The 15,458-nt window shown below is 35.2% G+C and carries 11 protein-coding genes and 1 riboswitch; of the genes, 2 read left to right on the forward strand and 9 right to left on the reverse strand.

Annotated elements, in window-relative coordinates:
• Positions 1–110: 110 nt before the first annotated feature.
• The 4 genes from AC1Q7N_RS08130 to lpdA all read right to left on the reverse strand — a co-directional run bounded on the left by AC1Q7N_RS08130 (position 111) and on the right by lpdA (position 4,860).
• Positions 111–1,388 carry a dihydrolipoamide acetyltransferase family protein gene (locus tag AC1Q7N_RS08130; protein WP_001830479.1) on the reverse strand — a complete coding sequence of 426 codons (1,278 nt, stop codon included), beginning with the start codon at positions 1,386–1,388 and terminating at the stop codon, positions 111–113.
• A 13-nt stretch (positions 1,389–1,401) separates the two neighbouring features.
• Positions 1,402–2,442, reverse strand: coding sequence for an alpha-ketoacid dehydrogenase subunit beta (locus AC1Q7N_RS08135; RefSeq protein ID WP_001830482.1), 1,041 nt, complete (start codon positions 2,440–2,442; stop codon positions 1,402–1,404).
• Between the two features lie 70 nt (positions 2,443–2,512).
• The gene (locus tag AC1Q7N_RS08140; protein WP_002469257.1) at positions 2,513–3,466 is read right to left on the reverse strand and encodes a thiamine pyrophosphate-dependent dehydrogenase E1 component subunit alpha; all 954 of its coding nucleotides are present in this window, start codon (positions 3,464–3,466) and stop codon (positions 2,513–2,515) included.
• A gap of 41 nt (positions 3,467–3,507) precedes the next feature.
• Positions 3,508–4,860, reverse strand: coding sequence for a dihydrolipoyl dehydrogenase (gene lpdA / locus AC1Q7N_RS08145; RefSeq protein WP_002469274.1), 1,353 nt, complete (start codon positions 4,858–4,860; stop codon positions 3,508–3,510).
• Positions 4,861–5,184: 324 nt separating this feature from the next.
• Between lpdA and AC1Q7N_RS08150 the strand changes: the two genes are divergently transcribed.
• Both AC1Q7N_RS08150 and AC1Q7N_RS08155 read left to right on the forward strand, forming a co-directional pair.
• Positions 5,185–6,603, forward strand: a complete 1,419-nt coding sequence (locus AC1Q7N_RS08150; RefSeq protein WP_002470546.1) for an anion permease — start codon at positions 5,185–5,187, stop codon at positions 6,601–6,603.
• Between the two features lie 159 nt (positions 6,604–6,762).
• A riboswitch (TPP riboswitch) is annotated at positions 6,763–6,864 on the forward strand.
• 55 nt (positions 6,865–6,919) lie between these two features.
• On the forward strand, positions 6,920–7,831 hold the full coding sequence (locus tag AC1Q7N_RS08155; protein ID WP_145376481.1) for an ABC transporter substrate-binding protein: 912 nt from the start codon (positions 6,920–6,922) through the stop codon (positions 7,829–7,831).
• A 107-nt stretch (positions 7,832–7,938) separates the two neighbouring features.
• Here AC1Q7N_RS08155 and rarD read toward each other — a convergent pair whose 3' ends face one another.
• The 5 genes from rarD to lip all read right to left on the reverse strand — a co-directional run bounded on the left by rarD (position 7,939) and on the right by lip (position 15,231).
• On the reverse strand, positions 7,939–8,841 hold the full coding sequence (gene rarD / locus AC1Q7N_RS08160; RefSeq protein ID WP_002458084.1) for an EamA family transporter RarD: 903 nt from the start codon (positions 8,839–8,841) through the stop codon (positions 7,939–7,941).
• 134 nt (positions 8,842–8,975) lie between these two features.
• Positions 8,976–9,473 (reverse strand): MepB family protein, encoded by a 498-nt coding sequence (locus AC1Q7N_RS08165; protein ID WP_001830560.1) that lies wholly within the window; start codon positions 9,471–9,473, stop codon positions 8,976–8,978.
• 94 nt (positions 9,474–9,567) lie between these two features.
• A complete protein-coding gene (locus AC1Q7N_RS08170) occupies positions 9,568–11,271 on the reverse strand; it encodes an ABC-ATPase domain-containing protein (RefSeq protein WP_002470532.1) in 1,704 nt (567 codons plus the stop codon).
• Positions 11,272–11,425: 154 nt separating this feature from the next.
• Positions 11,426–12,766 carry a glucose transporter GlcP gene (glcP, locus tag AC1Q7N_RS08175; RefSeq protein ID WP_001830529.1) on the reverse strand — a complete coding sequence of 447 codons (1,341 nt, stop codon included), beginning with the start codon at positions 12,764–12,766 and terminating at the stop codon, positions 11,426–11,428.
• A 278-nt stretch (positions 12,767–13,044) separates the two neighbouring features.
• On the reverse strand, positions 13,045–15,231 hold the full coding sequence (lip, locus tag AC1Q7N_RS08180) for a YSIRK-targeted triacylglycerol lipase (RefSeq protein ID WP_001832578.1): 2,187 nt from the start codon (positions 15,229–15,231) through the stop codon (positions 13,045–13,047).
• Between the last annotated feature and the right edge of the window lie 227 nt (positions 15,232–15,458).

Below are 15,458 nucleotides of genomic sequence, written 5' to 3' on the forward strand. Positions count from 1 at the left end.
CAACAATACGAAGTATTGTAAATAAAGAAGCCAGTAAATGAATTTATGAAAACTCATTTACTGGCTATTTTGCTAGGGAATTATGTCCCAGCCTCATTCATTGTCACTACCTATAACATTAATAAATAAGGGTTTTCGATATATTTAGCTAGTACTTTAAGAAAATCAGCCGCACCTGCACCATCTAAAATTTGATGATCAAATGTCAAGCTTAAAGGAATTTTTGAAACTTGTTTAATGTTATCCGCTTCTAGCACGACTTCTTTAGTTAAAGCACCAACGCCTAGAATACCTGTTTCACCTAAATTTAAAATTGGTGTAAAGTATTCTATACCACTAGCACCCATATTAGTAATTGTAAATGTTGCTCCCTCTAATTGTACTGCTCCTGTGTTTCCTTCCCGAACAGCCTCAGCCGATGATTTAATTTCATGGGCTAAAGTGCCGATACTTTTTGTATCTGCATGATTAATCACTGGCACCATAAGGCCTTCATCTAGAGACGTTGCGATTCCTAAATGAACATCTTCATACTCAGTTAACTCGCCTTGTTCATAGCGAGCATTCATTGCCCCATATTCTTTAAGTGCAAGCACTACTGCTTTAGCTAATAATGTAGTAACAGTTAATTTAACATCTTGATCTGCTTGTTTAAGTTCCGTAGCTAATCTGTCTTTGAAATCTAGCAAGCGATCCGCATCAACCTTACGATGTAATGTTAATTGAGCAGTACTATTAAGACTTTGTCTCATGTTTTGAGCAATACGTTGACGCATAGGATTCAATCCTTCACCAATCGCACTTGTATCCACAGTCTGTGTTGGAACATGACTTGTATCTTCATTAGATGTCGTATCACTAGCATAGTCGTACCCATTTGCTTCAACACGTTGAATATCTAGTTTTGTAATACGATGATTACCGCCTGTGCCTTTTATCTTGTTAATGTCTAATCCTTTATCCTCAGCCATATTACGTGCGAGGGGTGAGATAAAGATTCTTTCTCGTGCTGCGCTTTTAGGCGAATTATCTTTATTATCGGAAGACTGTTGTGATGTATCTTTAACTTCTTGCGTTTCCTTCTCATGCTCGTTGTCTTCTTTTACTTTTTCTGATGCTAAATCATCTTCATCTTTATCAATAGCTTCCCCTTCTTCTCCAATTATACCTAATACGGCTTTAACCTCTGCATCTTCTCCGGCTTGCACTTTAATTTCTAACAATGTCCCACTCGCCGGCGCTTCAACATCGTTGGTTAATTTTTCAGAGCTTATTGTAACAATACTCTCTCCTTGTTTTACGGTGTCACCCTCTGATTTAAACCACTCTTCAACAGTTCCCTCTTTCATTGTCATTCCAAGCTTTGGCATAATAATATTTTCACTCATTGTGATACACCTCCTATGCGTTAGCCTTTTTTAAATCATCAATTAATTCAGATGCAATGTCTAATACCTTATCAGCATTCGGCATATATGCCGCCTCTAAGTTCGCTGCAAATGGTACAGGAGTGTCTGGTGCGGTCACTTTCTTAATTGGACCATCTAAGTAATCAAATCCTACATCTCCAATCACTGAAGCAACGTCTCCAGCAATGTTACACTGTGGATTAGATTCGTCAATAACAATTAGGCGACCCGTTTTCTTCACAGAATCTAAAACTGTTTCTTGATCCCATGGTGACACTGAGCGTAAATCGATGACCTCAACTGATACTTGGTCTTCTGCAAGTTTTTCAGCAGTTTCTTCCGCTACAGCTACCATTTTTCCAATAGCCACAATTGTTAAATCGTCACCTTCACGCGTCACATTGGCTTTACCAATTTCTATAGTATAAGGTTCTTCAGGAACATTACCTTTTTGTCCTAATAATGTTTTATCTTCTGAAAAGACAACAAGATTGTCCTCTTGAATAGCTGACATCAGTAGACCCTTCGCATCATATGGATTAGATGGAACAACAACTTTAACTCCTGGAATTGCTGCAAACATATTATATAAAGACTGAGAGTGCTGTGCAGCAGCGCTTGCCCCTGCTCCATGAACAGTACGTACAACTAGTGGGATTTTGGCTTTTCCACCAAACATATATCTCATTTTTGCCCCTTGATTTAAAATTGGATCTAAACCAAATCCAATAAAGTCGTTGAACATGAGTTCAGCAATTGGACGTAGCCCTGTCGCAGCAGCTCCTACTGCCGTGCTCAATGTAATGTGTTCAGCAATTGGTGTATCGATTACACGTTTACGACTATATTTTTTTGCAAGTCCTTTTGTTACACCAAATACACCACCGAATGTATCGTCATCTTTGATGTGGTCTACTTTTGCACCACCTGAGACATCAGTACCAATTAAAATGACATCCTCATCTTTTTCCATAGATTGGTCAATAGCTTCATTAATAGCCCCCATAAATGTTAACTTGCGTTCTTCACTCATCGTAAAAACCTCCTTATGTGGTTAGGTCATTTGTTCTTATATCTTTTAATAAATATTCCAATCTTCTGATTTAAGCAAAAACATCCTTGTATAATGAATCCTCATCTGGTAATTCGCTTTCTTCAGCAAATTTCACAGCATCTTCTACAGCTTGTTCAGCTGCTTTTTCTATTTCATCTGCTTCTTTTTCAGTGAGCCAATTTTCTTCAATTGCTCTTTTTCTAAATTCTACTGTCGCATTTTTATCTGCGTTACGATCATCTGGTGATTTTACTTTTTGCTCATCACCTTCAAAATGTCCATATTTACGATACGTATCACATTCAATTAACGTTGGTCCTTCACCTTTTTTAGCGCGTTCTACAGCCTCTTGTGTTGCTTTATATACTTCCATAACATCCATGCCATCAACACGTACACCCGGCATATTATAAGCCGCAGCACGCTCTGCAATTGTTTCAGAAGCACTTGCGTAGTCATGTGTTGTTCCTTCAGCAAATTGGTTATTTTCACATATAAAAAGAACAGGTAAATCTAAAATTGAAGCAAAATTAAGACCTTCATGGAAATTACCTTCATTTGCAGCACCATCACCAAAGAAACATACCGCAACATTATCTTTACCTTGATTAATGATAGAAATACTTGCACCAATTGCTAACCCAAAACCACCACTGACAATACCATTCGCACCGAGCATTCCTTTGTCAATTTCTGCAACATGCATTGAGCCACCTTTACCGTGACCTAATCCGTCACGTTTACCCATAATTTCTGCCATCATACCATTTAAATCGCATCCTTTTGCAATCGCATGACCATGACCACGGTGTGTACTTGTAATATAGTCATCATCATTTAATTGAGACATAACACCTGTTGCAACAGCTTCTTCACCTACATATAAGTGTACGAATCCTGGAATTCTACCATCACTAAAAATTTTGTGTACCTTTTCTTCAAAAAATCGAATTTCGTTCATCGTTTTATAAATCCAATGTGCTTGTTCTTTTTCCATTTTCATTGTCAATTCCTCCTATCTTTCATAGGTCATAAAGTTTAAAACTACATATGAATTGCAGAATCAAAAAATGCATCTGCACTCTCACCTATTGCTTCTAATAAAGCCGGGTGTGGTTGAATAATTTGAGAAAGTTCATGAATCGTACCCTCTGATGCTTTGACACTTAAAAGTTCTCCAATTATATCTGTAGCATGTGGTCCTACAATAAAAGCACCAAGAACCTCTCCATACTTTTTATCAACGACAAGTTTAATAAATCCTTCATTTTCTCCTTTGATTAACGCCTTTGCATTCCCTTGAAATGCTGATTGAGTCACTTTCACATCATAACCAGCCTCTTTAGCTTGCTCTTCTGATAACCCAACTGATGCTGCTTCAAGTCTTGTGTATATACAACGCGTAATATCTTCTTGACGCACAAGTGACGGCTGTTTGTTCATTATTGTTTCGACAACATGAATGCCATGCGCACTTGCTGCATGTGCAAGTTGATATCCTTTAATTAAATCTCCTATAGCATAGACATGTTTTTGACTCGTTTCATAATGTTCATTGACTTTAAAGAATTTACCATCCATTTCCAAATTTAAATCTTTTGCAACTTGCGTATTCGGTTGTCTACCTGTTGCAACAAGAAGGGTATCAAAGCTAACATCATCTTGCCCATCTAATATTATTTTCGATTCCTTTACTTGTTTTATCTTTGCTTTCGTCAGTATCTTAATACCTTGATTATCTAAATGTGCTTTTAACATTTCTCTAGTTTCGTTGATTTCAGTTAATAAAATGTCATCTGCAACTTCTATTATCGTAACTCTAACCCCAAGATCAGCCATTGAGGATGCGAGTTCTGTTGCAATCACACCCCCACCGATAACCGCTAACTGTTTTGGTAGCTTCTCTAAATCGAAAAATGTATCGGTTGTTTCATAATTGACTTGATCTAACCCATCAATTGGTGGAATGAACGGCTGACTGCCAGTTGCTAAAATTATATCTTTCGCTTGATACGTTTCATTGTTAACGTCCACTTTTAAGTTTTTAGAAATTCGTGCTTCCCCTTCAATATAAGTAACTTTATTTTTCTTTAACAACTGCTTCACGCCACCCGTAAGTGTTTGTACAACTTTCTTTTTTCGTTGGACAAATTGAGTAAAATCAATTTTTAAGTCTTTCGTTGTGATTCCCCAATCGTTTGCAACTCGTATGCTGTGTGCTTTCTCGCCGTGTTCTAACAACGTTTTAGAGGGGATGCAACCTACATTTAAGCACGTGCCTCCAGCATTATTTTTTTCAATGACTGCAACATTTTTACCAAGTTGCGCACCACGTATTGCAGCTACATAGCCACCAGGTCCAGCTCCTATTACGATTAAGTCATATGATTTACTCATATAATAAATGCCTCCTTTCACCAATAGTACGTTGTGCCATCCCAATTTCATTTGCATGAGGAATAAGAAATTTTACATTTGTAAGCGCTTTCTTATTCCTTCGATTCCATTCTACTTCAAGTATTTTGAGTTTTCAAACAATTGTATGTTGTTAATTATTAATACTTTATAAACTTTATAAATTACTGTTTATCTAACTCTTAAACTGATTTAAAAAAGTAATGATGTTTGAACGTTGTACGATTATAAAAAGACCTGTACATCAGCGTGTGATAAGACTATGATTAAAATGTAAAAAAGATTTAGGTAAAGGAAGATGGTGTCGTGGGAAGTACTGTTAAATATCGTAAGTTTATTCTACCTATTGTCGTTGGTTTAATTATCTGGGCATTGACGCCTATTAAACCAGATGCCTTAAATGATCAAGCTTGGTTTATGTTTGCTATTTTTGTGTCAACCATCATTGCTTGTATTACCCAACCTATGACTATAGGTGCAGTATCAATCATTGGTTTTACAATCATGATTTTGGTTGGAATTGTTGATACAAAAACTGCCGTTCAAGGCTTCGGTAATAGTAGTATTTGGCTTATTGCAATGGCCTTTTTCATTTCAAGAGGATTTGTAAAAACAGGGCTAGGTCGACGTATTGCTCTGCAATTCGTTAAATTATTTGGAAAGAAAACGCTTGGTTTGGCTTATTCACTTGTTGGTGTTGATCTTATCTTAGCTCCTGCTACGCCAAGTAATACAGCACGTGCTGGTGGTATTATGTTTCCAATCATTAAGTCCTTGTCAGAGTCATTTGGTTCATCGCCGAGAGATGGTTCTGAGAGAAAAATGGGTGCGTTTTTAATCTTTACTGAGTTCCAAGGTAATTTAATTACTTCAGCTATGTTTTTAACAGCTATGGCCGGTAACCCTATAGCGCAAAGTTTAGCTGAAAAAACGGCACACGTTCAAATTACATGGATGAATTGGTTTGTTGCTGCTATTATACCCGGATTGATTTCTCTCATCGTTGTCCCTTTCATTATTTATAAATTATACCCACCAACTGTTAAAGAAACGCCTAACGCTAAAAAATGGGCTACTGAACAACTAGAAGAAATGGGACATATGTCTATAGCCGAAAAATTGATGGTTGGTATCTTTATCATAGCATTGGCTTTGTGGGTATTAGGAAGCTTCATTAATGTTGATGCCACGCTCACTGCATTTATTGCTTTAGCATTGTTACTATTAACAGGTGTATTAGCGTGGTCAGATATTTTAAATGAAACAGGCGCATGGAATACACTCGTTTGGTTCTCAGTTCTTGTATTAATGGCAGAACAATTAAACAAGTTAGGCTTTATCCCATGGTTAAGCAAACTCATTGCTCAAGGTTTAAATGGCTTTAGTTGGCCTATCGTTTTAGTTTTACTCATCTTGTTTTATTTCTACTCACATTATTTATTCGCAAGTGCAACAGCACATGTCAGCGCCATGTACGCCGCGTTACTCGGTGTTGCAGTCGCTTCGGGTGCACCGCCATTATTCAGTGCATTAATGTTAGGGTTCTTTGGTAACTTACTGGCATCAACAACACACTATAGTAGTGGACCAGCGCCCATATTATACGCAGCTGGCTATGTTACACAAAAGCGCTGGTGGACTATGAATATTGTACTTGGTATAGTCTATTTTATTATTTGGATTGGTGTAGGTTCACTATGGATGAAACTCATAGGTATGATGTAAAGTTAGAATTTTAATTAAACTTCAGTTCATCAAATATATTGTAAGCTAACGTTTGAAACGTTAGCTTATTTTTTTGCATCATACTCCCAAGATTAATATTTACTATATTCATTTTGCTTTTTATTCAATTCAACTATGTTATTCTGTACATAGATTAACTAGTATCACTAGGGGTGCAATTCAATTTGCTGAGAGAAAGTCTACTTTCAACCCTTGAACCTGTTGGTTAGCACCGGCGTAGGAAAGTGAGCAATATTGATAACTGTTTCTTCATTCACTTTTTTACGCAATAATTAAATGGATGGAGGAATTTTTTATGGACAAATTAACAGTAGGTTTAGAATGGTTTTTAAATCCTGATCATATGCCGTTAATCTTAGGTATCGAAAAAGGTTGGTTTAAAGAAGAATCATTAGAAATTGAGATGATTGAATCAAAGGAACACTTTGACGCACTAGACGAGATTGAAAATGGTTCAATGGATATCGCGATTACTGAACCTATTCATCTGGTTCAAGATAGAGCTAAAGAACAAAACGTCATCGGGTTTGCGAGATATCTTCACACTAACGGAGGTATTATGTATAACAAAGATAAAAATATCGCTCGCCCCAAAGATTTAATCGGTAAACGGCTTCAATATCCTGGCGCTCCCGGTCCAGGTGGTATTGCCATGGCTAAAACGATGATTGAAGCTGATGGTGGCACATATAAAGAGGGTGACATCACACCAGTTAATCATAGCTTTTATCATACTGATGCACTTTTAACTGATAAAGCTGATGCTGCTACACTCATTTTCGAAAATTTTGAAATTCTTGAAGCTAGAAATCAAGGACTTAATGTAGATTATTTTCCACTTAAAAATTATAATGTACCCGATTTTTGTCAACTCATTTTCATTACTACACCTGAAGTATTAAATACGAGTGAGGTCAAACTTAAAAAGTTTCTGAAAGTCATTCAAAAGGCCATTCATTACATCAATCATCATTTAGAAAGTGCAATTGAAATTTACTCAACGTATACTCAAACTGATATCTCTAACCAATTAAACAAAGATACAATTGAAGCAACAGCTAAATGTTTTACAAATGATTTGTCTATGAGTTCCGACTACTACAATGATTTACAGTTGTGGCTTAAAGAAGTCAATGATATTAAAGACACGATTAACCCAACTTTATATTTTACAAATCAACTACTATTCAGTCGATATACAAAATAAAAAATATACCTTCACTCTATTTAAACGTTAATGTACACATCAATAGTTAGAATCAATATCTAATTTAGAGAATGTACATCAAATAAAGTGAAGGTATATTTATTTTACTATTTTACAACTGGGTTTTTCTTAATTTGAACATATTGAGAAATACTATATAACACAATACCTATCCATATAAAAATAAAGGTAATCAATTGATCAGTGTTAAATGGCTCTTTAAAGACAAAGATACCTAAGATAAACATGATTGTCGGCCCTACATACTGAATGAAGCCAGTTAACGATAATGGAATTCGCTTAGCACCTGCTGAGAACAGAATCAATGGTATTGCTGTAATTGCACCTGAAAATAGTAGCCAAAATGATGATATATTTAATCCAAATGTTATGTGTTGTTGCTGCCATAGGTAAATAACATAGATTAAACCGGCTGGTGCAGTAACAATACATTCAATAGTGATGCTACTTATCGCATCGATATGCACAATCTTTTTTAATAAACCATATATACCAAAAGAAAATGCTAATAGAAGTGAAATAAATGGAAATTCACCGATTTTTATTGTCATATAAAGTACGCCTACTAGTGCAAAGATGATGGCTAACCATTCGAATTTATTAAATCTCTCTTTTAAAAATATAAGCGCCAAGACGATACTCACTAGTGGGTTAATGTAGTAACCTAAGCTAGATTGTAGCACGTGACCATTAGATACTGCCCAAATAAATGTCCCCCAATTCACTGTAATAACATACCCTGCAACTATGATGGCAATAAGTTGCACGGGATGCGATACCAACTGATTAACATCTCTAAAAAAAGCGTTCCGTTGATTTTTTCCTATAATGAGCACAAAAATCATAAATATCACTGAAAAAATAATACGGAATGCCAAAATTTCAAAAGCGCCTATTTCATCAATTAAACGCCAATATATGGGTAAAATCCCCCATAAAATATAAGCACCTAAAGCTAAAAATATTCCTTTTTTATACTCCGAAGACACCATTAACCCTCCCTCAATATAAATGATTAAAAAATGAGACTCATTCCAACTCATTGACAGTTATGTAATCAAATTTACTAATAAAACAGCAATATTTACACATATCTGTTTGTGTACAGCTTTTGATTTTATAATCAATCTTCATTAAAATAAGCACGTTTAATACTTGGTACATCAATTGTTTGAGACATATCTATAAAGTATTGTTTTTGCCACTCTTGTGTCTTGTGAGCGACACGATTTAAATCTTTCTCCCATGTAGGATACACTCGAAAAGCCATTTTCCCTTTAGATGCATGATTTCTTAAAATACCTTTATGAAAAAGTACATGTTTTGGAAAAATAAACTGACCTACTTGAGAATCATCCATCACGTGTACAATTAATTTCCCAGGAAATGACTCATAGTCAAATGCTCGATTTTTCTTTGTTTTATCTTTTTCCCAAAGCGATAAAAAATATCCTTTTTTCTTTGTTGTTTTCTTAGCTAACCTACTTTTAAATACGTAGCCATTAATATTAAAATTGTATGCCTCATAAGATTGATTCCACTGTTCATCTCTTATAATTAATGATTGTTGTAAGTTCATTATCTTTATGATGTGATTCAACAATCGAACTGAAGACTTCATCTTCATACTCCCCTTTACTTTTAGTCTCAAAGTTCAATACATCGACGCAAACTCTGAAATACTTTTATAATAAATATTTAAAATGGGCATATATTTATTCCCTTTGCTTTATTTTTAATCTACGATATCGATTAAGTGTCGCAATAAACTCCTGCTTTCTAGGTAGCGCTAAATGACCAGGATGCCCCTGATGATTTGATATAACATCTAATCCGTGTTTCTCAATCCGTTGATACAAACTATTGGTCAATTCTACAATCGTACTTTTGTCATCTAGCAATTCATTTTTTACATAACTTAACATCATCGCTAAACCTTGTGTTTGACTGTCATCGACAAGTTGTTCTAAGCCAGAAATATGAATAGTTTCCTTACCATACGTTACTACATTCAATCCTTTAGCTTTAAAGCGATCACGTTTCCCTTTTTGATTAAAACTCGCTCTCAACGGAATTCTTGATGGAATGTGACCGAACTGATAGTGAGAAGAAAGCCTTCTTTGATAACCGTCTGACTGCGCAATGTCTTTAGCATGTTGCGTAACATCTTTCAACACATATTCATCCATCATCAATACTTGATCTGCCACGTCAAAATAATCTCCCGAACCTCCAACGATTAGAATAGTCGACACGTTATGGTCGTCATATAATGCTTTTACCTTATTAGAAAAGGGGGTAATCGGCTCTTTTTCGGGAGCAATTAAACGTTGCATACGACCATCACGAATCATGAAATTCGTTGCAGATGTATCTTCATCAATGAGTAACAATGATGCTTGTGATTCTAAAGCTTCCATGACATTTGCAGCTTGAGACGTACTACCACTCGCATTTTCAGTTGAAAAATGTGTAGTATCTCTTTCACCTGGCAAATGATCAATAAATGGCTGGATATTAACATTTTGAATACTTCTTCCGTCTTCAGCACGAATTTTCATTGCATCTTGATTTGTGATCACATATTCTCTACCATCACCAGCAATATGATTATATACACCTCGTTCTAACGCTTCAAGTAATGTTGATTTACCATGATAACCGCCTCCAACTATTAGTGTAATGCCTTTAGGAATACCCATACCCTTAATAACTTTGCCACTCGATAGTTTCATTACAATCTCATATTGTTTAGGACTTTTAAATTCAATAGCGTTATTCATAGGGAGATCTGAAACACCACTTTTTCTTGGTAAAATAGCACCATTTGCTACAAATGCAACAAGGTCACGTTTTACTAACTGTTGTCTAATCTCCTCTTGATCTATCATTAATTCAACTTGTTGTTCCAATTGTGAAACATTAATGTTGCGATAACATAAGGCATGTTCTACTATTTGAGGTAATACATTAATAAGTGTATGTCTTGCTATTCTACCTAATATGGTACGTCCTCGTGCTGGTAATCCAACTTCAATACGTGCCTCAATTTGACGATTCTTAATTACTACTGCGGTACGCTCTAAGATTTCTTGGCCACAACTATCAATTTGAATTTTACTTACTTTTTTATCTTGGGCTACTATTGATTGAATCTGCTTATGAAACACGCGCGTTAAGTAATCACTCACAGCCCGTTGTTTCAGTTCAGAATTTAATAAAGAATCAGGAAATTTTGCTTGTTGGCGATCTATAACAACACTCATCTTAGATGGTGGCGCAAATGGATCAGCTTGGATATGGTCAATACGTAGTTTAAATAAATTAAATTCGTATAGGTCTTTTATTTGCTTATACGCACCGTACTTTTGACCGTCTAACGATGTTAAAGTCTGTTCAAGTGCTTGGGCACTTTTCATATTTTCAACCTCCAACGTTCATATATCATTACTATTATTCTTGTGCCTATTATCAAGTGTACTAAACGTTGACATTCCTACAAAAATATTTGAACTAAAAAATACTCCAAATTTTCAACTATACATTGAAAATTTGAAGTACTTCACATTGTAATTATTCAGTTCTTGCTCCTGTACGTTCACGTAATTCATATTCTATTTCTTCTAAACTACGTCCGCGTGTTTCTGGTAAGAATTTAATTACGAAAATCATCGCTAAAACACCTATGAATGCAAAGATTAAAAATACCCATTCTGTACTTAATGCATCACTTAATATTGGGAAGAACAATGACACGATAAGCGTTCCGATATTTAGCACAAGCGCTGAAATGCCCGTAGCAGCGCCACGTGCGCGCATCGGGAATAATTCAGGTAGCATAACCCATAGAACAGGTCCCCAAGAAATCCCAAAGAATACAATAAATAATGATAAACAAACAATAATAATCCACGCTGATGAAGCAATTCCAATTGTCCAAATTAAGATTGCCATAATTAATAATGAGGCAATCATACCAATATTACCACCAACAAGTAGTTTTTTACGATCAATCTTATCTACTACAAAAATGGCAACTATTGTTACAAGAACATTAATAGTTCCTATACCAACTGAACCTAATATAGACGCCGCTTCACCCAGTCCAGCCTTAGCAAAGATTGAAGATGAATAGAAAATGACTGCATTGATACCAATAAATTGCTGGAAAATAGCAAATATACAACCTACAATTAATATTCTACCTAACCATGGTGATTTAATGACTGTCCATGTAGATTCAGAGATAGCGTTAATTTCTTTCATCTCTTTAAGTTCTTTATCAATTTCGCTATCGTCATAAGTAATCTTCATCACTTGACGAGCGGCTTCTTCGTTTCTATTTTCAAGTAACCATCTTGGACTCTCAGGCATAAAATAAATACCCACAAGTAAAATAACCGATGGAACAACTGCTAATCCTAGCATCCAACGCCAACCCTCAATATCCGCAAATGCATAGTTGACTAAATATGCTGCTAAAATACCAATTGTAATCATTAGTTGATTAAGTGAACCTAGTGAGCCACGATATTCTGTCGGTGCCATTTCACTTAAATAAACAGGTACCGTAGACATCGAACCACCCACTGCTAAACCAATAATTAAACGTCCAATAATTAATAATGCTAAATTGGTTGATGCAGCAAGAATCAGTGCCCCAATAATAAATACAATAGCGATGAGCATTACTAGACGTCGACGACCTAATTTATCAGCAAGTGGCCCACTGCTTCCCGCACCGACTATTGCGCCAATTAACATTGAAGACACAACGATACCCTCAGTTGTACTATTGAGAGGTATGTCTTTATGTATAAATAATAAAGCACCGGAAATCACACCATTATCATAACCATATAATAAGCCACCAAGTGCTCCCAAAATAAAGATTAAATACTTATTTGCTTTCATTCGTATCATTCCTTTTTCTACAGCTAGACTAATTATAATGCCTTTATGAAAGCGTTTCAACATAATTTTATTAACATTTACTTATTAATACTTGATTTGATATTCAAATCAAGTATTAATAAATATCATCATATTGCTTAAATTATCTATATCAATAACTTCACTAATCATAGCAATTTAAATATAATCATTGATTCTAGTAATACATATATAAAACACCCTATCCGCTCACAATTTCTATCGACCGGATAAGGTGCCTTTGATTTTTCTTTATTTAATTATTGTTTATCTGTCACTTTTTCATTACGTACCATATCTTCAAACATGTTGTCCCAGAAATCTTCTAATTCTTCTTTAGAGATACGAACTTCTGATGTATCTGTACCAACGAAGTCACCATGGTCCCAATTATGTTTAACTGGTGTCACTTGCCATACTCCTTTTTGAACTTGATCTGTCGCAGACGTATGCGCTTGGTTCAATGGATATTGCCCAGAGATGACAGACACTAGTCCATCGTTTTCTCTCCACGCTTTGTCTTTTACTTTACCAATCGTATTTGCAGTTAATGTATAGCCTATGTTCATATTGACATCTGCTTTTTGAGTACCATTTGGACCTGGTCTTGTAGATTCACCCTGATATGTTTTGTAAACAATATTGGGGTTTAAGGATGTTTTTTGATTTAAGATATCTGTACCCTCAGTAGTTAAATCATAAAATCCATTATCTTTTGTTGTCCATAATTTACTTTGTTTCACACGTTGAATATATTGAGCTAATGTTTCGTCTTCTCTTTGTTTAAGTCCCCATTGACTTAAACCAACATCAACATGAGATAATTTATTACCTTTTGACCTTGCATAGTCATATGCTACTTGTCTAATAATTTCTTCATTACCTAATAAATCTGCAGCATGGGTGCCATTATGTGGTGTGGCAATAGTAGTAATAGACGATATCATATTATCTTGTCCACCTTTATATAACGGAGAAATGTCACCACCATGTTGTTTCTGGTATTCTACCTCTTCTGGACTACCATGTCGTAATAACTCTTCAAGATAACGAATTGTTTGACCACCCATACTATGCCCAATGAGATGAATTTTTTGACCAGGCTTCCAATCCTTATAAGCGCCGGCGTATGTTTTTCCGTAACGCTCGTGTCCATATTTTGCCGCATGTGCCGCACCATAGTCTACACGTCCACCTTTAATGTAATAGTACAATTCTACAGCTCTATCATAATTACTGCCAAATGCACTTACACTTGCTTCCATCACGTTATAACCTTTAGCTCTATAATCTTGAATAATTTTGAGACGGTTACCACCCCAATAGTTACCTTTTCCTGTAACGGGACCAGTTCCTGATGCATAACCATTAAAGCCGTGTACAAGAATAATAGGATCATGATTTTTATATTCTTTTTGTGATGCTACTTTATTTGTTTGATCCTTCAATTCTTTGGATGCCTCTGTTGTCGCAGTATTTCTTGTTGTTGCCTGAGAGTTTTTAGTGAGTGCTTTAATCCCTTTTCTAGAATCATCTTTTTCATTTTCAGGAGATTCTTTTGTGGAAAGATCTTTGTCTATGTCATCCACTTTAAGTTCTTTATCTGATGATGTTGTTGGCTTTTCTTGATTTAAATGTTTATCTCCACGATTATTTCGTGTAACACCTCCATCTTTTGCTGTTATATGCTGTTCTGAAACGTTCTCAGATGCAGTCCCCTCATCCGATTGCGTTGCATCTTTATTGTATTGATTATCTAATTTTCCATCTATTCTTGAAGATTTTTGAGCCTTTTCGATGTTCGATTGTTGGACTTTAATTTTTTCTTGAGATTTTTCTTGGTCTATATTTTGATTTTCTTGTTGAGCATTTTTTACATCTTTACTTTGTAACTGCTTTTGCTCGTTTGTAATCTCCTGTTCACGTGATTCTTTCATTTTTGTTTGTTCAGATGTTGTTTTATCATCTTGTTGGGGTTGTACTAGGCTCTTTGCATTTTCATTCTTTCTAGTTTCTTCTTTTTTTGCATTTATACTTTTCGTTGTATGTTCCGCTACTTTTTTAGGGTTTTGTTGATCATTATTTGGCATAGATGTCTGAGGTTGATTGGATTGACTATCAATTTGTTTGTCTTCATTAGATTTAACGTCAGTACTAGGTGTCTCATGATATGAGTAGCCATTGTTATGTATAGTTGGAGTCTTATCAATTGTTTCTGAATGGTTAGTTTTATTATCTTTATTCTCAGTTTGTTGAGTTTCTTGATTTTTGTGTTGCATCTCAATAGAATGTGATGCACTTACTTCTGATTGTTCTTGATTTTCAAGGTGATTGGATTCAGCAGCATGTACTGAGCCTCCGCCAATAAATAACATCGATGCAACAATGATTGAAGACGCACCTACACTTAACTTTCGAATGCTATATGAATTCTTTTTATTTTTCATGTTTAAAGCACCTCTATCTTTTTTATATCATTTATAACTGTGACTTAAATGAAAAGATTAATAATTTCGCGTGGGATAATTTCTAAAATTCTTTGAATCCAAGCTTTCATCAATAAACTCCTCTCTTTTAGTTGAATGATTTAACAATTTATGAGAACAACACCAATTTTACACAATGAATATTAACCTATTATTAATTTCTTTTTACAACTATATAAATAACAATA

Source organism: Staphylococcus sp. GW823-FHT05F06 (genome assembly GCF_058795495.1).

Coding starts and splice junctions, on each gene's coding strand:
- AC1Q7N_RS08130 (WP_001830479.1), bottom strand. CDS start 1,388: ATGAGTGAAAATATTATTATGCCAAAGCTTGGAATGACAATGAAAGAG.
- AC1Q7N_RS08135 (WP_001830482.1), bottom strand. CDS start 2,442: ATGAGTGAAGAACGCAAGTTAACATTTATGGGGGCTATTAATGAAGCT.
- AC1Q7N_RS08140 (WP_002469257.1), bottom strand. CDS start 3,466: ATGAAAATGGAAAAAGAACAAGCACATTGGATTTATAAAACGATGAAC.
- lpdA (WP_002469274.1), bottom strand. CDS start 4,860: ATGAGTAAATCATATGACTTAATCGTAATAGGAGCTGGACCTGGTGGC.
- AC1Q7N_RS08155 (WP_145376481.1), top strand. CDS start 6,920: ATGGACAAATTAACAGTAGGTTTAGAATGGTTTTTAAATCCTGATCAT.
- AC1Q7N_RS08165 (WP_001830560.1), bottom strand. CDS start 9,473: ATGAAGTCTTCAGTTCGATTGTTGAATCACATCATAAAGATAATGAAC.
- AC1Q7N_RS08170 (WP_002470532.1), bottom strand. CDS start 11,271: ATGAAAAGTGCCCAAGCACTTGAACAGACTTTAACATCGTTAGACGGT.
- glcP (WP_001830529.1), bottom strand. CDS start 12,766: ATGAAAGCAAATAAGTATTTAATCTTTATTTTGGGAGCACTTGGTGGC.
- lip (WP_001832578.1), bottom strand. CDS start 15,231: ATGAAAAATAAAAAGAATTCATATAGCATTCGAAAGTTAAGTGTAGGT.